Source organism: Flavobacterium sp. (assembly GCF_027533505.1).
In the GTDB taxonomy this organism is placed as follows: domain Bacteria; phylum Bacteroidota; class Bacteroidia; order Flavobacteriales; family Flavobacteriaceae; genus Flavobacterium.
This window is the reverse complement of the sequence record NZ_JAPZUB010000037.1, coordinates 80427-100172: the sequence shown is the minus strand read 5'-3', so window position 1 is coordinate 100172 and position 19746 is coordinate 80427. Positions and strand designations below refer to the sequence as shown.

General features: G+C 41.3%; 15 protein-coding genes and 1 riboswitch. Of the genes, 9 read left to right on the top strand and 6 right to left on the bottom strand.

From position 1 onward, the window contains the following. Positions 1–5: 5 nt before the first annotated feature. Together O9316_RS08745 and O9316_RS08740 are read right to left on the bottom strand one after the other, a co-directional pair. Positions 6–620 (bottom strand): deoxynucleoside kinase, encoded by a 615-nt coding sequence (locus O9316_RS08745; RefSeq protein ID WP_073361517.1) that lies wholly within the window; start codon positions 618–620, stop codon positions 6–8. After that, on the bottom strand, positions 620–1411 hold the full coding sequence (locus O9316_RS08740; RefSeq protein WP_298203506.1) for a hypothetical protein: 792 nt from the start codon (positions 1409–1411) through the stop codon (positions 620–622). Before O9316_RS08740 ends, O9316_RS08745 begins: the two co-directional genes overlap by 1 nt. A 126-nt stretch (positions 1412–1537) precedes the next feature. Between O9316_RS08740 and O9316_RS08735 the strand changes: the two genes are divergently transcribed. Then, positions 1538–2473 carry a GLPGLI family protein gene (locus tag O9316_RS08735; protein WP_298203505.1) on the top strand — a complete coding sequence of 312 codons (936 nt, stop codon included), beginning with the start codon at positions 1538–1540 and terminating at the stop codon, positions 2471–2473. A gap of 11 nt (positions 2474–2484) precedes the next feature. After that, positions 2485–5190 carry a carboxypeptidase-like regulatory domain-containing protein gene (locus tag O9316_RS08730; protein WP_298203504.1) on the top strand — a complete coding sequence of 902 codons (2706 nt, stop codon included), beginning with the start codon at positions 2485–2487 and terminating at the stop codon, positions 5188–5190. 54 nt (positions 5191–5244) lie between these two features. On the opposite strand, the gene metK is transcribed toward O9316_RS08730, so the two are convergent. After that, positions 5245–6495: a methionine adenosyltransferase gene (gene metK, locus O9316_RS08725; RefSeq protein ID WP_298203503.1), complete on the bottom strand. Its 1251-nt coding sequence runs from the start codon at positions 6493–6495 to the stop codon at positions 5245–5247. 275 nt (positions 6496–6770) lie between these two features. After that, positions 6771–6878: riboswitch (SAM riboswitch) on the top strand. 49 nt (positions 6879–6927) lie between these two features. Here metK and O9316_RS08720 point away from each other — a divergent pair. From O9316_RS08720 to O9316_RS08700, 5 genes are all read left to right on the top strand, one after another. Continuing rightward, a complete protein-coding gene (locus O9316_RS08720; protein ID WP_298203502.1) occupies positions 6928–7920 on the top strand; it encodes a homocysteine S-methyltransferase family protein in 993 nt (330 codons plus the stop codon). Positions 7921–7958: 38 nt separating this feature from the next. Beyond that, positions 7959–8321 carry a four helix bundle protein gene (locus O9316_RS08715; protein WP_298203501.1) on the top strand — a complete coding sequence of 121 codons (363 nt, stop codon included), beginning with the start codon at positions 7959–7961 and terminating at the stop codon, positions 8319–8321. Positions 8322–8516: 195 nt separating this feature from the next. After that, positions 8517–11678 carry a vitamin B12 dependent-methionine synthase activation domain-containing protein gene (locus O9316_RS08710; protein WP_298203500.1) on the top strand — a complete coding sequence of 1054 codons (3162 nt, stop codon included), beginning with the start codon at positions 8517–8519 and terminating at the stop codon, positions 11676–11678. Between the two features lie 350 nt (positions 11679–12028). Continuing rightward, positions 12029–12985: a methylenetetrahydrofolate reductase [NAD(P)H] gene (gene metF / locus O9316_RS08705; RefSeq protein ID WP_298203499.1), complete on the top strand. Its 957-nt coding sequence runs from the start codon at positions 12029–12031 to the stop codon at positions 12983–12985. A gap of 156 nt (positions 12986–13141) precedes the next feature. Then, entirely contained in the window at positions 13142–14728 is a 1587-nt protein-coding gene (locus tag O9316_RS08700) for a T9SS type A sorting domain-containing protein (protein ID WP_298203498.1), read from the top strand. A 110-nt stretch (positions 14729–14838) separates the two neighbouring features. On the opposite strand, the gene O9316_RS08695 is transcribed toward O9316_RS08700, so the two are convergent. Both O9316_RS08695 and O9316_RS08690 read right to left on the bottom strand, forming a co-directional pair. Next, positions 14839–15576 carry a hypothetical protein gene (locus O9316_RS08695; protein WP_298203497.1) on the bottom strand — a complete coding sequence of 246 codons (738 nt, stop codon included), beginning with the start codon at positions 15574–15576 and terminating at the stop codon, positions 14839–14841. 266 nt (positions 15577–15842) lie between these two features. After that, on the bottom strand, positions 15843–16469 hold the full coding sequence (locus tag O9316_RS08690) for a hypothetical protein (RefSeq protein WP_298203496.1): 627 nt from the start codon (positions 16467–16469) through the stop codon (positions 15843–15845). Between the two features lie 123 nt (positions 16470–16592). Here O9316_RS08690 and O9316_RS08685 point away from each other — a divergent pair, with 123 nt between their 5' ends. Next, positions 16593–17681 carry an acyloxyacyl hydrolase gene (locus tag O9316_RS08685; protein ID WP_298203495.1) on the top strand — a complete coding sequence of 363 codons (1089 nt, stop codon included), beginning with the start codon at positions 16593–16595 and terminating at the stop codon, positions 17679–17681. A 2-nt stretch (positions 17682–17683) separates the two neighbouring features. Continuing rightward, positions 17684–18430 (top strand): head GIN domain-containing protein, encoded by a 747-nt coding sequence (locus O9316_RS08680; RefSeq protein ID WP_298203494.1) that lies wholly within the window; start codon positions 17684–17686, stop codon positions 18428–18430. Here the strand turns inward: O9316_RS08680 and gldA are convergent. Further along, a complete protein-coding gene (gene gldA, locus O9316_RS08675; protein WP_298203493.1) occupies positions 18427–19332 on the bottom strand; it encodes a gliding motility-associated ABC transporter ATP-binding subunit GldA in 906 nt (301 codons plus the stop codon). The two genes, O9316_RS08680 and gldA, sit on opposite strands and share 4 nt — an antisense overlap. Between the last annotated feature and the right edge of the window lie 414 nt (positions 19333–19746).

The window sequence follows — 19746 nt, the reverse complement described above, 5'->3', positions numbered from 1 at the left end:
AAGACTTAAAACAAACCGTTAATTTCAGCATCAATTCGGTTAATGATTGTCCCTAAATCCTCAGGATTATTGACAAAATCAATATGATCCACATCAATCACTAGTAATTTGCCTTTGTCGTAGGTGTGAATCCATGCTTCATAGCGTTCGTTGAGACGACTCAAGTAATCAATAGATATTGTGTTTTCATAATCCCGACCCCGCATATGAATTTGCTTCACCAAATTGGGTATAGAACTTCGTAGGTAAATCAATAAATCAGGTGCTTTAACTAAAGCTTCCATCAGTTCAAATAAGGAGCTGTAGTTTTCAAAATCGCGGTTTGTCATCAGCCCCATTGCATGAAGGTTAGGAGCAAAAATATGCGCATCTTCGTAAATGGTACGATCCTGAATAATCTTTTTCCCGCTTTCGCGAATTTGTAAAATTTGACGAAAACGACTATTTAAAAAGTATATCTGAAGATTAAACGACCAACGCTCCATTTGATGGTAAAAATCATCCAAATAGGGATTGTCAACAACGTCTTCATAATGGGGTTCCCATTTGTAATGTTTCGCCAAAAACCGTGTTAAAGTGGTTTTTCCGGCGCCAATATTTCCTGCGACTGCGATGTGCATTAGGGTACTGTGATTTTATAATTTGTAATTCCTTCTGCAGTAAAAATAGATAAAATTTGGTCGTTACACGAAAAATTTTTGACCGATTTCTCAACAATTTCAAAGCTGGATTTTTTCCCTGTAAGCCTATTTAATAGTGTCCATGTTTCATGGTTGTATACCAGTACGACGTTCTCATTAACAAAGTAATACAACCCTTCGGGGAGTTGGCCGTAATCGCTAATATGGCCATAAATGCTTATGGATTTCCAATGGTTTTGTGCGTCAATCCAACTCAAGCTATTGAAAGCACATTGGTAATATTTCCAACTCCCTTGTACAGGGTTTCCAATCGGACTAAATGAGCCTGTGGTAAGATGATACATTCCAATTTGTTGCATCACAGCATCGTACCCCCACAAGCGATTTTGATTGGCCATTCCTACGGCTGTAATTACGATGGGTGTTGGAATATTTGAAAATTCTACGACTTGAATTTCATTTAAAAAATTGTCTAAAACGACCACTGCATTGAAATTTTCATAAAACAAAATAGGACGCAACGGTTGTGTGATATCCACGCTTTTTAACTTGCCAAAGGGAAGATTTTGGTATTGCAAAACTCCCGATTCATGGTGTTTAAATAAAACATTGTTTTTACTGTAAAAATAATTTCCCAAACCGTCAAATCCCCAAAAAGCATCGGCCTCAATCGCAAGATAGGAACGCCGTTCGGGCTGTTGCGTTTCAAGTTGTGCCTCACACCAAAATGGGAGTCCAAGACAGAATAAAAGGAGCCAGCGTAACTTCATACAGCTAAGGTACTTTAAACCTTTGGATTATTTAAAAGGTCTAAAATAGAATTTAACATAATATTGGTAACTTTTTGAGCCTTGCGTCGTCATATTTGTTGACCAAAAAAAACAATTTTATCGCATATGAAAAATACAATCCTCCTCGGATTAGCTTTGTGCTTTTCTGCTTTGGCATTGGCCCAAAAAGATTTTCAAGGCATGGCCGTGTATGAATCCAAAACGAGTACTGCCGATTTTAAGTCCCGATTTGAAGGCAACAAAGACATGACGCCAGAAATGCAAAAAATGATTGAAGAACGCATGAAAAAAATGTTTGAAAAAACATTTGTACTTCAATTTGATAAACAAGCCTCTATTTATAAAGAAGAAGAAAAATTGGATGCTCCCGGTCAAAACGGCGGCGGTTTTCGTATGATGAGTTCATTTATGGGCGGCGGCGGAACTTATTACAAAAATGTGAAAGACCAAATGTATACCGTCGATAAGGAATTTATGGGCAAGGAGTTTTTGGTTAAAGATACCTTGACGCATTACAAATGGCAAATGACCGGCGAGACTAAACAAATTGGGGGTTACAACTGTTTTAAAGCAACCTGTGTCATCCCAGCAAGTAAAACGGATTTCCGTAATTTCCGTCCTAAAAAGAAAGAAGAAACAGCTGCTGAACCCAAAAAAGAGGAGGGAACTCCTGAGGCAAAAGCCGAAGCTCCCGCAGAGAAAAAGCAAACCCGCACCAATTTTATGGAGGATTTTGATCTTCCTAAAGACATCACCATCACCGCATGGTATACGCCTGAAATCCCTATTAATCAAGGGCCTGAGGGGTATTGGGGGCTTCCCGGTTTGATTTTGGAAGTCAACGACGGTAAGACCATTATTTTATGCTCCAAAATTGTATTGAATCCAAAAGATAAAGCCGAAATCAAAGCACCCACTAACGGAAAAGAGGTCAAGCAAAAAGAGTACGATGATATTGTACTGAAAAAAATGGAGGAGTTTCGTGAAATGAATGGCGGTCCTGGCGGTGGTCGTCGTATGGAAATGCGTTTTTCTCGTTAATTCCTTTTTTCATGAAAAAAATAAGCTTTTTTTTGGCGCTGTTGAGTTCGTTATTCACAGTAGCTCAAAGTGTTCGTGTAGAAGGAACCGTGACCGAATCGGGAAAGACCCCTTTGGAAATGGCCAACATTATGGCGGTAAATCAAGAGACCAAAGGGGTAGATTCGTATGCTATAACCAATGATAAAGGGAAGTATGCGCTCACCCTCAAAGCCAATGCTACTTACGTGTTGAAGTTGAGTTATATTGGGATGCAAAATAAGGAAATCACCTTGCAAACCAAATCGGAGAACCTCACGCAAAACATCGCTATGGAACCCGGGGGAATCCAATTGGATGGGGTTGAAATCATCAAAGAAATGCCTGTTTCCATCAAAGGGGACACCATCATGTACAACGCGGATTCCTTTAAAAACGGCACCGAACGCAAATTGGAAGACGTGTTGAAAAAACTCCCTGGTGTTGAAGTGAATGCCGATGGCGAAGTGGAAGTGGAAGGAAAAAAAGTCACCAAATTGATGGTGGAAGGAAAAGATTTCTTTGACGGCGATACCAAATTGGGCGTCAAAAATATTCCCGCCGATGCGATTGATAAAATTCAAGTGCTCCGCAATTATAATGAAAATTCAATCCTTAAAGGCGTTGAAAACAACCAGGATAATATTGCGATGAACATCAAACTCAAAGAAGGGAAAAAGAACTTCTGGTTTGGCGATGTGACGGCAGCGGGTGGTTTTCAACCCGAAGCCAAGTTTGATCGTTATAATGTCAATCCGAAGCTGTTTTATTACAATCCGAAGTACAGTATTAACGTCATTACCAACATTAATAATATCGGGGAATTACCGCTGACAATTCAAGATTATTTTAAAATTACGGGAGGTTTTCGCAATATGATGTCCAAAGGCGGCAGTAGTTTTAATGTGAGCTCCAACGATTTGGGACTTTCCCTATTGCGAAACAACCGTGCGAAGAATATCGATACGCAATTTGGTGCGGTTAATTTTTCCTATAATCCCTCCAAATCATGGACGTTAAGCGGATTTGGAATTTATTCCGGGTCCAAAACCGAACTGGAAACGCAAACCGTAACCACCAACTTTGCCAACAATACCATTGCCAACACTGTTGATCGAACACGTCAAAACAGCCGCTTCGGATTGATGAAAGGGAGTGCAAGCTACAAACCAAGCACAACCTTACAGGTAGATTATGATGTTTTGGTTAAAAAATCAGACCAGTTGGAAAATGGGAATTTGTTCCGAAATATAATTGCTGGCAGTACTGTTTTTGACGAAACCATTTTGACCAACAAAGATCAACAGCCGATTTCAGTCAATCAAAATCTAGCGCTCTACCACACGCCTTCAGAGAAACATGTGATCGCCTTTGAAGCCCAACATTTGTACCAAAACGAAGATCCATTTTACAATGCCAATCTAGCATTACAACCCTTTCAATTGAATGGATACATCACCCAAAACCGCAACGATTACAACCAATCGCGGTTGATTAAAACACACAAAGTCGATGCGAAACTGGATTATTACTACATGGTGACACCCAAGGCAAATTTGAATCTTACCCTAGGGAATACCTACTCAAAACAGCGCTTTAATTCCGCGATTTTTCAACTTTTGGATAACGGCACTCAAAACAACTTGACGGCACCTGAAAATAATAATGATGTTTCGTATGATTTTAATGATGTGTTTTTAGGGGTGCATTACAAAATTTTATACAAAAAATTCACCTTCAATCCTGGTGTCAGCGTGCATTACTATCATTTGAACAACGTGCAATTGGGGTCAAGTTTTAAACAAAGTTTTGCGCGCGTCTTGCCCGATTTTTATGCGATGTATCAAATCAAAAAGTCGGAAACCTTAACCTATAATTTTGCTATTACCAACGATTTTGCCGATGTAACGCGTTTGGCCCAAGGGTTTATCATTAACAATTACGCCAGTTTGTCAAGTGGAAATCGACGGTTGGAAAATGCCATTGCCCAAACACATTCCCTTCGTTATTTTAAATACAATATGTTTAATTTTGAAAACATCTCTGCAAATGTTTCTTATACCCGCCGCTTGGATGATATCAAATCACAGACGGAGTTCGTGGGCGTAAACCAAATTTCATCGCCCTTCAACAACACCAATTTTGTAGATGAAACACTTAGCGGTTTTGGCCAATACGGGCGTTCCTTTTTGAAATATTACAAAGCTTCGTTGTCAACCAGTGTGAGTTGGAATAAATTCTATAACTTTTTGGGAGGGGAAAGTGCTTTGTCACGAAGCATCAATCAAAACCATACCGTACGTTTATCAACCAATTTCAAAAATGTACCGAATTTAGAATTGGGATATACCTATTCTATCAGTGAATTTGAAAACCCCAGAGGAATTACCAAGTTCTTTACCGACAAACCTTTTGCGCGCTTAGAATATTACTTTTTAGACGGATTCTCATTCGTGTCGGAATACGAGTTTTATCATTATTATAACAGCGACAAAAGCGTCGATAACGAATACGATTTTCTCTCGGCAAGTTTCAGCTATCAGAAAAAAGGAAGTAAATGGGAATACCGTATTTCAGGAACCAACTTGCTCAATACAAAAGCCTTAAACGACAACTCGTTTGACCAGTTCCGAATCACCGACTCCCAGTTTTTTGTGCAACCCCGATTTGTAATGTTGACGTTACGCTATAACTTATAAAACAAAAAACCTGACTTGCGAAAGTCAGGTTTTTTTATCTTCTACGTAAAATGACTATAAGTTAAAAGCCGCTTTTACTTTTTCAACGTGGTCTAATTTTTCCCAAGTAAACAATTCCACTTCTACGGTTTTGGTTTGTCCATCCGGTGATTTGAAGGTTTTGGTAACCACTTCAGGCGTACGTCCCATGTGACCGTAAGCTGCCGTTTCACTATAAATCGGGTTACGTAACTTCAAACGTTGTTCGATATAGTACGGACGCATGTCAAAAATCGTTTCTACAATTTTGCTGATCTCGCCGTCTTTTAGGTTTACCTTAGCCGTACCGTAAGTATTTACGTTGATAGAAGTAGGTTTCGCTACCCCAATCGCGTACGATACCTGTACCAAAACTTCGTCACACAAACCAGCTGCTACCAAGTTTTTCGCAATATGTCGTGTAGCATAGGCGGCCGAACGGTCTACTTTACTTGGATCTTTTCCTGAGAAAGCACCACCACCGTGAGCCCCTTTTCCACCATAGGTATCTACGATGATTTTACGACCTGTTAAACCCGTATCTCCGTGTGGACCTCCGATTACAAATTTCCCAGTTGGGTTAATGTGATAGGTGATATCATCATTGAATAAATGCGCATATTGTGGATATTTCGCTTTCACACGCGGAATCAAGATTTCAATCATGTCTTTCTTGATTTTGGCCAACATCGCTTCTTCTTGATCGAAGTCGTCGTGTTGCGTCGAAATTACAATCGCGTCAATACGTTGCGGTTTGTTGTCGTCAGAATATTCTAAAGTTACTTGCGATTTTGCATCCGGACGTAAATAGGTGATTTCGTTATTTTCGCGACGTAAATTCGCCAACTCAATCAACAACGCATGGGATAAATCCAACGCCAACGGCATGTAATTGTTGGTTTCATTCGTGGCATATCCAAACATCATCCCTTGGTCACCCGCCCCTTGCTCTTCTTTGGTAGCTCGATCAACCCCTTGGTTAATGTCTGCCGATTGTTCGTGAATCGCTGAAAGCACACCACAGGAATTGGCTTCAAACATGTATTCGCTTTTGGTGTATCCAATTTTCTTGATGACATCGCGAGCGATTTGCTGCACATCCAAATAGGTGTTGGATTTTACCTCACCCGCCAAAATTACTTGTCCCGTAGTCACCAACGTTTCACAAGCTACTTTGGAATCCGCATCAAATGCTAAAAAGTTGTCAATTAACGCGTCAGAAATCTGATCCGCCACTTTGTCTGGGTGTCCTTCACTTACCGACTCAGAAGTAAATAAATAAGCCATAATTGTACCTTTAAAATTTTTGTTTTAAATGATAAGAGGGAAAAAAGGGTGGTGCAACAACTAAAGAAGAATTACTGCTTTAGCATTTTTTTACGAGGTTGCAATCAGAACAAATTTCTCCTCTTCTATTTTTCGGTTGCAAATTTATGAAAATCAATTCCAATAAATCCAAATATATCTTTAAATTTTTCGCAAACGTTTGCGCTTTTTTTCAAATAATTATTTTGAAATGAGGTTTTTCTTGTCTTACCTTTGCATTGTTCTTAAAATTAATGGCGTTATCACGAAAGCGGGAGGGAATAGACCCTACGAACGCTTAGCAACCCCTCAACCTTGAGGAAGGTGCTACATTCTATTCTGATTTTTTCAGAAAAAGATAACTTAGGAGAATCCTCTCTTTCCTGATAACGCACCAACCGAACTGTTATCAGTATGCGAACTAACATCAATGAAATTCTAAAGCAACGCATCCTCGTGCTTGACGGCGCTATGGGGACTATGTTGCAACGCAATGCCTTTGAAGAAGCCGACTTTCGTGGCGAACGCTTTAAAGATTTTCCGCATCCTTTAAAAGGAAATAACGATTTGCTTTCGATTACGCAACCCGAAGCGGTAAAAGCGGTACACCGTGCCTATTTTGAAGCCGGCGCTGATATTGTGGAAACCAATACGTTCTCGGGAACTACCATCGGAATGGCTGATTACCACATGGAAGATTTGGTGTACGAACTCAATTACCAATCCGCCAAAATTGCACGGGAAGTCGCCGATGAGTTTACCGATAAACCGCGTTTTGTGGCGGGTTCCATTGGTCCAACCAACCGTACCGCAAGTATGAGTCCGGATGTGAACGATCCCGGGTATCGTGCGGTTACCTTTGACGAGTTGCGAATTGCTTACCGCGAACAAGTGGAAGCCCTTATCGATGGAGGTGCCGATTTGCTTTTGGTCGAAACGATTTTTGATACGCTGAACGCGAAAGCCGCCTTGTTTGCTATTGAAGAAGTGAAAGAAGAACGCCAATCCGATATCCCCGTGATGGTTTCGGGAACGATTACTGATGCTTCGGGTCGAACCTTATCTGGGCAAACCGTGGAAGCCTTTTTGATTTCGATTGCGCATATTCCGTTGTTGAGTGTAGGCTTCAATTGTGCTTTGGGTGCCGATCAGTTGAAACCGTATTTAAAACGCTTGGGACAACATACCCAACTCAATATTTCGGCACATCCGAATGCCGGATTACCCAATGCCTTCGGACAATACGATCAAACGCCCGAAGAAATGCAAGCCTTAATTCGCGAGTATTTGAACGAAAACTTAGTGAACATCATCGGAGGGTGTTGCGGTACTACACCAGAGCATATTCGCGCGATTGCTGAAGTAGCTTCTGAATTTAAACCGAGATTGCAAATAGTTGTCGGTTGATGGTTGCCGGTTGTCGGTTGAAAAAAGAATTTTAAATTATGAATAAAGATTATACAGATTTGGAAGTTTGGCAAGAAAGTAGGAAGCTTACTAATCAGATTTACGAATTAACAAAAACATTTCCAAAAGAGGAACAGTTTGGATTAACCAATCAAATTAGAAGAGCTGTGGTGTCTGTAATTTCTAATATTGCTGAGGGATGTGGCAGACAATCTGCCAAAGAGACAATCAATTTTTTGCATATTTCAAGAGGTTCTTTGTATGAAGTAGAAGCACAAAGTTATATTGCTTTGGATCAGCAATACATCTCTGAAGATCAATTTCAAACGGTGTTAAATAATATTCAAGTTTGTAAGCGATTGCTTAACGGCTTTATTAATTATTATCGAAAGCTATTATGAGTAAAGTTGTATTACCGACAACCAACAATCAAATACTATTTAAGTTTGCGAGCGTTTGCTTAACGACTTCATTAATTATTTCCCAAAATTATCATGAGTAAATGAGATACCGACAACCGACAACCAACAACCAAACACTATTCAAGTTTGCAAGCGATTGCTTAACTGCATTATTAAATTTTACTGAAAATTAATATGAGTGAACTTGTATTACCGACAACCGACAACCAACAACCGATAACCCAATACCTACGGTTATCCGGCTTAGAACCTCTAATCATCACTCCTGAAACCAACTTTGTTAACGTAGGCGAACGGACCAATGTAACGGGTTCACGTAAGTTTTTACGGTTGATTAAAGAGGGGAATTACGAAGCTGCAGTGGATATTGCGCGCGCGCAAGTGGAAGGCGGTGCACAAATCATCGATGTCAATATGGATGAAGGAATGCTCGACGGCGTTGAAGCCATGACCAAATTCCTGAATTTAATTGCCGCCGAACCCGATATTGCCCGTGTTCCCGTGATGATCGACAGTTCGAAGTGGGAAATCATTGAAGCCGGACTCAAAGTTATTCAAGGAAAAGGGGTGGTGAATTCGATTTCGTTGAAAGAAGGGGAAGCCGCTTTTATCCACCATGCCAAATTGATTAAACGCTACGGCGCAGCGGTGATTGTTATGGCATTTGATGAAGTCGGTCAAGCCGATACCTACGAACGCCGTATCGAAATCTGCAAACGCAGTTACGATATCTTGGTGAACCAAGTCGGTTTTCCGCGTACCGATATCATTTTTGACCCCAATATTTTCCCTGTGGCGACCGGTATGGAGGAACACCGCCGTAATGCAGTGGACTTCTTTTTGGCGACGAAATGGATTCGTGAAAATTTGCCTTATGCGCACATATCGGGCGGCGTGAGTAATGTGTCGTTCTCATTTCGTGGGAATGATAAAGTACGCGAAGCCATGCACTCGGCCTTCCTTTACCATGCCATCCAACACGGCATGACGATGGGCATTGTGAATCCGGAGATGTTGGAAATTTATGACGAAATCGATCCGGAATTGCTCACCTATGTGGAAGATGTGTTGCTCGACCGTCGTGATGATGCGACCGAACGCTTACTAGATTATGCAGAAAACTTAAAATCGGATACCAAAACAACCGATAAAGTCGTACAAGAATGGCGCAACGGTTCGGTTCAAGAACGCCTCACGCATTCCTTAGTGAAAGGATTGGACGAGTTTATCGAACAGGATGTGGAAGAAGCACGTCAATTGGTAGACCGCCCTATTCAGGTTATCGAACAGCATTTGATGAACGGAATGAATGTCGTGGGCGATTTATTTGGCTCGGGGAAAATGTTTTTACCCCAAGTGGTGAAATCGGCTCGGGTCATGAAAAAAGCAGTGGCCTATTTATTACCTTTTATTGAAGCCAGCAAGCGCCCCCCAGCCCCCAAAGGGGGAGTTAAACCGTTACAATATTGGGAAACTTCAAATCCTAGTCTGTATGGTTTATTGAAAGATTATGCCAAGCAAATGCGATTTAAACCAACTGAGGCAGAAGAAATTCTTTGGAAAGCTTTAAGTGGAAAAAAATTAGAAGGATATAAATTTAGACGTCAACATATTATTGGACAATATATAACAGATTTTATTTGTTTACGAGAAAATCTTATTATTGAAGTAGATGGGTTAATTCATCAGTTGCCTGAAAACCAAGAAAGTGATGCTGATCGTACGGATTGGTTACGGAAAGAAGGTTATCATGTCATTCGATTTACAAATAATGAGGTTATCCATGAAACTGAAAAAGTACTGACTACAATTTTAGCAGTTTTAAAAGCTCCCCCTTCGGGGGCGGGGGGGGCTGGTAAGGTGCTTATGGCTACTGTAAAAGGCGACGTACACGATATCGGGAAAAACATTGTTTCTGTGGTCTTGGCCTGTAATAACTTTGAAATTATCGACTTGGGGGTCATGGTACCGCCAGAGAAAATTATACAAACGGCTGTTGCCGAAAATGTAGATATTATCGGATTGAGCGGTTTGATTACGCCGTCCTTGGACGAAATGGTATACCTCGCCAAAGAAATGGAACGCTTGAATATTTCCATCCCGATTATGATTGGAGGCGCAACGACTTCGCGGGCACATACTGCCGTGAAGATTGCTCCCGAATATACCGGAAGTGTAGTCCATGTGAACGATGCTTCGCGTGCCGTAACGGTAGCGAGTAATTTGTTGCAGCCCGAAAATAAAGCAATGTATGCCGAACAAATTCGGGAGGAATACGATCAATTGCGCGAAGGGTATTTGAACCGCAGTCGCGAAAAAGAATACTTGCGCATCGCGGAGGCACGTGCCAATAAATTGCAGTTGGATTGGTCCCATTACCAACCGGCAAAACCGAATTTTATTGGAGCGCAAGAGGTGCAGGTGACCTTAGCGGATTTGGTGCCGTTTATCGACTGGACCCCCTTCTTTCATTCGTGGCAATTGTTTGGGAAATACCCCGCGATTTTGAAGGATGAGGTCGTGGGCGAACAAGCCCAGCAGTTGTTTGACGATGCCCAAAAAATGTTGGCGCAAATTGTGAGCGAAAACTGGTTTACCGCCAAAGGATTGGTGGGCATTTTCCCAGCGAATACGGTCAATGACGATGATATCGAAGTGCAACCGACAACCGACAACCCTCAACCCTCAACCAGCAACCGACAACCGACAACCGACAACCAACTACCGACAACCTTTCTCACCTTGCGTCAGCAGTCAAAGAAAAATGTAGGAGCGCCGAATATTGCATTGGCCGACTTTATCGCGCCGAAAGAAACCGGAATTCAAGATTATATCGGCTGTTTTTGTGTGACTACCGGATTTGGAGTTGATGAAAGAGCTGCCGCTTTTGAAAAAGAGTTAGACGATTACCATGCAATTATGGTGAAAGCCTTGGGCGATCGCTTGGCTGAAGCGTTTGCGGAATACCTGCATTTGAAAGTACGAAAAGAAATTTGGGGTTATGCCAGCGACGAACAGTTGGATAACCCAGCCTTGATTGCCGAAGATTACAAAGGAATTCGTCCCGCACCAGGCTATCCCGCTTGTCCCGACCATTTGGAAAAACCCACGATATGGAGTCTTTTGCAAGTCGAGGAGCGTATTGGGGTTACCTTGACGGAAAGCATGGCGATGTGGCCGGCCGCTTCGGTGTCGGGGTATTATTTTGCGCATCCGGAGAGTAAGTACTTCGGACTCGGGAAAATCAAAGCGGATCAAGTGGAGGATTATGCCCAACGTCGAGGAGTAACGGTAGATGTGGCACATAAGTGGTTGGCGCCGAATGTGGCGGATTAGCCCCCCAGCCCCCAAAGGGGGAGAATGGTGATTAGTGATTAGTGGCTAGTGACTAGTGATTAGTGACTAGTGATTAGTGACTAGTGATTAGTGACTAGTGAATGGTGACTAGTGACTGGTGTCTAATGCAGGGAGTGCGCGAGGGGTAGTAGCAAGGTGCCGTGCACCGCGGATAACCCGACCCTGTGGATGTCGATTCGCGAATTTGAAAATCAAGGTGCTGCCACAGGGACGCGCCCAAAAAAAAAAACTTGAAATAGTAAACTTACCTCAGGCAGGCAGGCTTTAAAATGGAGACAATATTTTAATTAACGACTCATTTAAAATTTAAAATATATAATTTAAAATAGATGAAAGTAACCCAACATATCGAAAATGCCCAAGGAAAGCCGTTGTTTTCTTTTGAGATTTTACCGCCGTTGAAAGGCCAAAATATTCAGTCGATTTTTGACGGGATTGATCCGTTGATGGAGTTTCAACCGCCCTTTATTGACGTGACCTACCACCGTGAAGAATACGAATTCAAGGAGTTGGGGAACGGTTTACTGCAAAAGAAAATCGTGAAAAAACGTCCGGGAACGGTTGGAATTTGTGCCGCGATTCAAGGGAAATACGACGTGGATGCGATTCCGCACGTGTTGTGTGGCGGTTTCACTAAAGAGGATACCGAAAACCTGTTGATTGACTTGGATTTCCTCGGGATTGATAATGTGGTGGCGTTGCGCGGCGATGCGTTGAAAACAGAAACCTATTTCAAACCTGAGAAAGACGGGAACAATTATGCCTCAGAACTGGTGGAGCAAATCAGCAACTTGAACCGCGGGATTTACTTGGATGAGGACTTGAAAAACACAGCCAAAACCAATTTCTGTATCGGAGTTGCAGGCTATCCCGAAAAGCACATGGAAGCGCCTAGTTTGGATTCGGATATTCATTTTTTGAAACAGAAGATCAAGAACGGCGCGGATTATATCATCACACAAATGTTTTTTGACAACCAAAAGTTTTTTGATTTTGTAGACAAATGTCGGAAAGCCGGTATTGAGGTGCCGATTATTCCCGGACTCAAACCCATTGCGACCAAAAAGCAATTGAACTTGATTCCGCACCGCTTTAGTTTGGAGCTGCCCGACGCCTTGATAATGGAAGTGGTGCGCGCGAAAGACAACGATGCCGTGAAGCAAATTGGTATTGAATGGTGCATCGCACAAAGTAAAGAACTTTTGGCGGCGGGCGTTCCCGTGTTGCATTACTATTCCATGGGGAAAGCCGACAATATCAAAGCGATTGCGCAAGAGGTGTTTTAAAAAGCGACTAACTAACCTGTATATTCGAAAACCTGGTTCACTTCGGTGGAGCAGGTTTTTTTAGACTTTAGTCGTTGGACATTAGACATTAGAGGGTTGGGGGGCATAACGCTTTGATTATGCGTCGTTTCTTTTATATTTGTGAAAAATACGACCATGAGAACAATCACGTTTCTTTTTTTGCTTTGCTTTTCGTCCTTGACGACGGCTCAATTGGTGTTGGATCCAACCTATGGCAATGGAGGTGTCAATGATACAGGGTTGCCCTCGGGGAATATTTACAGCAGCGGCATTAATGGGGTATCGAATGCCCATTATTTTTATGCAGACAATAAAGTATTGATACCGTATTCTTTGAATCCCAATTTCAGTCCACAATTTCCCAATTTAGCTCCAACGATTGGTGTTCGAAAATATTTAGAAAATGGCAGTTTAGATACCACATTTGGGACCAATGGAATTGCTTTGTTTACCTCAAACAATCATGCTGAACGATTTGATGTTTCAGGAATTACCGTACAAAGTGATGGAAAAATTCTTTTAGTGGGTCGCAGTCACAACTTAGGCGGATTTTCAACGGATTACCGTGTGTTTATTTGTCGATTAAATGCCAACGGAACGAAAGATACCGGTTTTGGTACAAACGGAGTGCGAATTTTGAATACTTATGTTGAAAACAGCGCCGATCCCAACGATGAGCGATTAACCGATGTATATGTTGATAGTCAGGGGCGTATTATTGCTGTAGGGTATAATTATTGGTTTTTAGGGGGAACCAATTACGACGGCAGCGGATTAGCCATTCGCTTTACAGAAGCAGGCGCTGTGGATACTACTTTTGGTGTCAATGGTATTTTTGAATCTCCGCTCACTGGTACCGATAGTTTTTCGGAAATCTATGAAGCTGAAAATGGAAATATACTCGTTTTCGGTAATGTTATTCCTTCAAATTCGAGTTCTAATCTTACCGTTATGAAAATTACCCCCAATGGCACGCTTAATGCCGTATTTGGCACCAATGGAATTGCACAATTGGCTTTTGGAGGGAAAACATATCCAGCGAAAATTTTCCCACAGCCCAACGGTAGTTTAATGGTAAGTGGGTTGAATATAACGGGCGGTTTGGCTTTTGGGAAATTGGATGCTAATGGAATTTTGGATCTCTCATTTAGTGGCGATGGTCTAAATCTAACGAATATTGCTGTACCGAATCACAATACCATTGGTGCCGAAAATTACCCTGGGATTATCGCTGATCATTTGTTACAAATGCCCAACGGAAAGTACATTGTATGCATGTCGGTACGCCAAAATAATTCGTACAATTACATCATTGCACAGTTGAATGAAAATACAACACTTGATACTGCATTTATGTCAAATGGGTATTATTTGAATGATGTGACCGCTTGGGATTGGGCGCGATTTGCACACTTGCAAGGCGATAATAAATTGGTCGTAATGGTAAGTGCTGTGTTATACCGCTATCAAGATTATATTTCATTGCAAAATCCAAGTTTTCATCCGCACACCCCCGCTTTTCATCCGAACCCCACTACGGCTAGCGTTGAGTTGGGGCAAACCTATGCTGAGGTTACGGTTTTTGATGCCACAGGTAAGCAGTTATTAACCCACAAACAAGTGGCGGTAGTGGACTTATCACCGTTCGATAAAGGGGTTTATTTTGTACAAGTGCGCTTACCCTCAGGCGAACGCTTGACTCAGAAAGTGGTGAAGGAGTAGAGGTCTGATAATTCGAGTTGAATTTAGAAAGGGATGAAGTTGTTTATTTAGAAATGCTACCAGAGTTGAAATAATCGCATGGAGGTTGTCATTGACAGGAAGACTATTAACTAATAATAAAGACGTTGAATAAAATGTAATTTTATTTTTTCCGCTTTTTTTATATTTTGTTTTATCATATCAATATCACGAATGAACTTTGGAAGTTCTGGATCAATCCAACTTAAAAGATTGATTATTGAGTTATAAACTTCGCGAGTTTCAGTAAAATCAATAGTGTTCCCTTTGAAACAAATAGGTTCGTTGTGATTTATTCTATTTCTAAATCGGCGAACTTTATCTAATTCATCGTTTACTTCCTTTCGCCCAAAACCGGCTGGAAGAGAAGTAAAAATTTTAATCGGATTACCTTTCAAAAGTTTGTAATGATGAACTTCGAATAAGTCGGTCCAAAAACCCAATGTTTGTTCGGAAATAATTTTTCCACTTGTTATCACTATGCCATTTTTAATCAGTCGATTTTCAGCAAGATTAACCTGATTTAAAAGGAATCTATTTGTTTTTACTATACCAGTTTTCTTATAAGTATAAGTAAGAGACGGATCGACCATAAATCCTTTTTTTTGATTTAGTATCCAATCTGGATCACCAAAATAGGATGTAAAGACTTCATTAATTCTATTTCTAAGAATTACCTCAAAAATTACTAAAAGGGGATGAAATGATTTTGAAACGGCTAAATTTGCTTTGTAAAGTTTTATTGTTTTTTGTTCTGAATTTCCAGAAGCTTCATAATACCTACTAATTCTAGCCGAAGAAAAATAGTGTTTGAATTTAATAAATTGCATATTTCTTGGTCAAATGAACGAATATTTTTATTTTTGTACTGTGATGCTTGGTCAAGCCTCTTGTCGTTGATAACGTAACCAAGTTTAAGAAATTTAGCCTTTCAGTAATGGAAGGCTTTTTTTATACTTCCAGTTTTGCTCTGCCAACTACTTCCCGCCACAAACGATTAATGGTATACAAAGTGAACTCGATTATTTGTTACTAAGATAAAATGATAAGGAAGCTAAAAAAGACAATTTTATACTACAGTTCCTATTGGTTTTTACTATCTATTTTTTAATTTATTTGATTCTTCCAATGCGTGTAAAAATTTAAGGTATTTGTTTAAGTCGACTTGATTGTTTAGCCAAAATCCCATTCCATTACCTTTGTAAAGTATATGGTTATATTGCTCTTTTTCAGGATGATCTTTTAGGTTATGGACATAAGAAATGCAATTCCAATCGCTTCCAAAAGAAGAAAAAGTATTCCAAAAATACCCTCCGAAAACTGGCTTTTTGTTATTCGTTATTACAAATTGAGTTCCTTCCCGCATTGAAGCCCTTAAAGAGCTTATTTTTACAGCTGCAGATTCTGTAAACTTTATTTTATTAGTTTTCAAATCAAGATATTCAATTTCTTCATCAGAAATAAACGGTTTATCCTCTAATTTTGATTCATAAATATCAAATTCTCCTGCAAAATTAATCTTCTTATTTAGTGTATCAACGGTAGAAAAACGACCAATATCAAATCCCTCATTCTCAATAGACGTATTGATTTTTCTAAATTCATCTGGTGAAATACCATATTTATTTTTAGCACGAGATTTTAGTAAATAGATTTCAATTGTATTATCTGGATTAGAACATCCAATAAAAAGGAATAAAAGGAAAAGTAGATAATTCTTCATGGCAGTTATATTTGATTCTTTCACTCTTTAAAAATAAGAAATAGTACGCAATTTTTTAGTATAAATCATTTAAAATTCATAATTCCCAATTTCCGCTATATTTGCAACACCTAACCTCTTACCATGCGCAGTATTTTTTTCTTTTTGTGCGGAATACAACTTCTATGGGCGCAGTCGACAGGGGTTACACCACAATGGGAATTAAGTCTGTTTCGCGGGAATGTTATGCCGCATTCGCCCGACCTATATCATTTGCAAGGCCATCCCGAAGGGGTAATGTTGGCCTACAATTGGCAAACCCACGGAAGCAAAGAGTGGCACCGCACCTACGATAATCCCAATTACGGTATATATCTTTTGTATCAGGATTTCAACAATCGTTTTCTCGGACAAAGTTGGGCCGTCGGCGGGCAGTTTCAATTCTTTTTTCTAAACCGTCATGTACGACTCACCACGGCCGCTGGAGTGGCCTACATGAATCAGCCGTATGACAAGGTCACCAATAGCAAGAATAAAGCGTTTGGGAGTCCTTTGCTAGCCAATATCAACCTGGGTTTGCACTACCAAATTCCTTTATTTCGCTCTCCTTGGACGATGCAAGCGGGTTTTCTTTTTACCCATTACTCCAACGGACGGACCAAGTCGCCCAACAGCGGCATCAATTCGTATGGACTCAACCTCGGTCTCACCTACAGTTCCCCAAAATCAGCCGAAAAGGCCATCAGTACTTTGGCAAAAGACACGATCAACTACCGACAGCCATGGCATTACAACATCGTTGCGCGCACTGGCGTCAATGAAAGTTCGGTTATCAATAGTGGCCAATATCCTTTTTTACATTTGGGCGCCTATGTCGATAAACGCTTGAACCGTAAGTCGGGACTTCAATTCGGAGTCGATGTTTTTCTAACCCAAAGCCTCAAAGATTTTATCCGCTACAAATCGGCAGCCTTTCCCGAAGATCAGATTGACCCCGATACCGATTACCGTAGAGTGGGATTGTTTGCGGGTTACGAATGGTACATCAACCGTCTTTCGTTTGAAGCGCAAGTGGGCTACTATGTCTACGATCGATTGCAAAATGACATTCCCATCTATGACCGTATCGGACTCAAATACTATTGGACTCCGAAGGTCTATTCTTCTTTAAGTTTAAAAACCCATCTATTCCTCGCCGAAGCCATCGAGTGGGGTATAGGCATTCGATTATAAGTATGAAGCCGTTGTTCTATTGCTGTTTAGTAATGTTGTTTATTCGTTGTGAACGTCCTATGGATTGTATCGAATCAGAAGGTACGCGCCTTTTGCGTGAAGTTCCCGTAAGTCCGTTTACACGACTCGAAGTCTACCGTGGCATCGGAGTCGAAATAACCCAAGGACCCGAGTATAAGGTTTATATTGAAGCCGGAGAAAATCTCATCAACAATGTACAAGTCTCCCAAGACGGCAATCGCCTGATGTTGCGCGATGCCTCGCAATGCAATTGGACCCGCGAATACGGAACCGCAATCCTTAAAATTACCGCGCCCAATATTGAAGAAATTTACTCCAAAACCGAACAAGATATCCGCTCCAATGGCGTTTTGACCTATCCTATTGTGCGATTATTTGCGCTTGACGAGGATGGTGATGGCGTATCCGGAGCGGGCACAGGCGATTTTTTTCTAGAAGTTCAAAACTATCAAGTTGTTGTGCAATCCAACAATGTGGCGCGCTTTTATCTCAGCGGTCAAACGCAGCAAGCACAATACCTGATTTGGGCTGGAGATAGCCGCGTCGAAGCCCCCCAACTGGTAGCAAACGAAGTAGTGATTTTCCACCGTGGGTCGAACGACCTTTTGGTGCATCCGCTTCAAAAAATTTCAGGTAAGATTGTAAGTACTGGAAATGTACGTATGACCCATGTTCCTCCACTAATAGCGGTAGAAACTACCTACCAAGGGCAATTGCTGTATCCTTAACGTTTTGTCGTTGTTTTTTCGCGGAAAATTTGCTCCAAATTCTTGCTTTTTGTCACAATTTGCAAGGCACGAACTCCTTGTGCCGTAGCAAAATCAAACAATTGTACCCGCGGGTCTTCTTCGGTTTGAAAAGTAAGTTCCCATACGCGCTCTTTGGTTTTTCGAACATGTGTCAGTCCGGGGAGTGTTTCCAAAACATGCGCCTCCAAGTCTTGATCAAACTCCACCTCCAGCACCTGAACGGTGACTTCGTCGACGAGTTTATCCAACTTCTTGTCGGTTACAATTTTTCCCTGATTGATGATAATCACTCGATCGCACAAGGCTTCCACCTCCTGCATGATGTGGGTTGATAAGAAAACGGTTTTATTTTTCCCCACCTGACGGATGACGTTGCGAATTTCTACCAACTGGTTTGGGTCGAGTCCCGTCGTGGGTTCGTCCAAAATTAAAACTTCCGGATCATGCAACAAAGCGGTAGCCAATCCCACACGTTGCCGGTAGCCCTTGGAGAGTTGCCCGATTTTTTTATGCGATTCGGGGGTCAATCCCGTTAAAGCGATCACTTCTTCGATACGCGTTTTCGGGATACGATACACATCCGCATTAAACGCCAAATATTCGCGTACGTACAGATCGAGGTAGAGCGGATTATGTTCGGGCAAATATCCTACCACTCGTTGCACCGCCTTCGCTTGCGCCACTACATCATGTCCGTTGATGGCGGCCGAACCTTCGTCGGCACTCAGAAAAGTAGTTAAGATTTTCATCAAGGTCGATTTTCCAGCGCCGTTCGGACCCAAGAATCCTACAATTTCTCCTTTTTGAACAGAAAATGATACAGCATCTAAGGCTTTTTGTGCCCCGTAATATTTCGAAACCGCTTGAACTTCTATAGACATGATGGTAATGTATTTGACACAAAGGTACAGATTCTCATTCAATTTTTTGGGGCGTTCCCTCGTGGGGTAAATAATGCGAGGAAGAGGCACATTATTTACCCCCACGAGGTCAGGCTGTCAGCCGTCGCTGCCCTCGTCACCTCGGGCGAGCTTCGCAAGGCCTCCATCCTTAACGCGCCCATTGAGTGGAAAGTATACGAGCTTATTGAAATTCTCGCGCGAAATAAGATGTTTTATACGAGTGAAGTTCATTTCAATCGTTTTCGTAATTTTTTTTGGGCTTAGCGAAGGATGGGCTCCAATTTTTTGCTACATTAGCATCACAAACAATCATTTATGTCAAACACATTCCATACTTATGTTACGTATTTCTTTTATTTCTTCGCACCGAAGGAAAAGGGAATGGTTTTGTGT

What these genes read in the sequence shown, in the direction of transcription:
- O9316_RS08735 (WP_298203505.1), top strand. Translation starts at nt 1,538, where the DNA reads ATGAAAAATACAATCCTCCTCGGATTAGCTTTGTGCTTTTCTGCTTTG.
- metF (WP_298203499.1), top strand. Translation starts at nt 12,029, where the DNA reads ATGAAAGTAACCCAACATATCGAAAATGCCCAAGGAAAGCCGTTGTTT.
- O9316_RS08680 (WP_298203494.1), top strand. Translation starts at nt 17,684, where the DNA reads ATGAAGCCGTTGTTCTATTGCTGTTTAGTAATGTTGTTTATTCGTTGT.
- O9316_RS08685 (WP_298203495.1), top strand. Translation starts at nt 16,593, where the DNA reads ATGCGCAGTATTTTTTTCTTTTTGTGCGGAATACAACTTCTATGGGCG.
- O9316_RS08690 (WP_298203496.1), bottom strand. Translation starts at nt 16,469, where the DNA reads ATGAAGAATTATCTACTTTTCCTTTTATTCCTTTTTATTGGATGTTCT.
- O9316_RS08710 (WP_298203500.1), top strand. Translation starts at nt 8,517, where the DNA reads ATGAGTGAACTTGTATTACCGACAACCGACAACCAACAACCGATAACC.
- O9316_RS08715 (WP_298203501.1), top strand. Translation starts at nt 7,959, where the DNA reads ATGAATAAAGATTATACAGATTTGGAAGTTTGGCAAGAAAGTAGGAAG.
- O9316_RS08720 (WP_298203502.1), top strand. Translation starts at nt 6,928, where the DNA reads ATGCGAACTAACATCAATGAAATTCTAAAGCAACGCATCCTCGTGCTT.
- O9316_RS08740 (WP_298203506.1), bottom strand. Translation starts at nt 1,411, where the DNA reads ATGAAGTTACGCTGGCTCCTTTTATTCTGTCTTGGACTCCCATTTTGG.
- O9316_RS08700 (WP_298203498.1), top strand. Translation starts at nt 13,142, where the DNA reads ATGAGAACAATCACGTTTCTTTTTTTGCTTTGCTTTTCGTCCTTGACG.
- O9316_RS08695 (WP_298203497.1), bottom strand. Translation starts at nt 15,576, where the DNA reads ATGCAATTTATTAAATTCAAACACTATTTTTCTTCGGCTAGAATTAGT.
- O9316_RS08730 (WP_298203504.1), top strand. Translation starts at nt 2,485, where the DNA reads ATGAAAAAAATAAGCTTTTTTTTGGCGCTGTTGAGTTCGTTATTCACA.
- O9316_RS08745 (WP_073361517.1), bottom strand. Translation starts at nt 620, where the DNA reads ATGCACATCGCAGTCGCAGGAAATATTGGCGCCGGAAAAACCACTTTA.
- metK (WP_298203503.1), bottom strand. Translation starts at nt 6,495, where the DNA reads ATGGCTTATTTATTTACTTCTGAGTCGGTAAGTGAAGGACACCCAGAC.
- gldA (WP_298203493.1), bottom strand. Translation starts at nt 19,332, where the DNA reads ATGTCTATAGAAGTTCAAGCGGTTTCGAAATATTACGGGGCACAAAAA.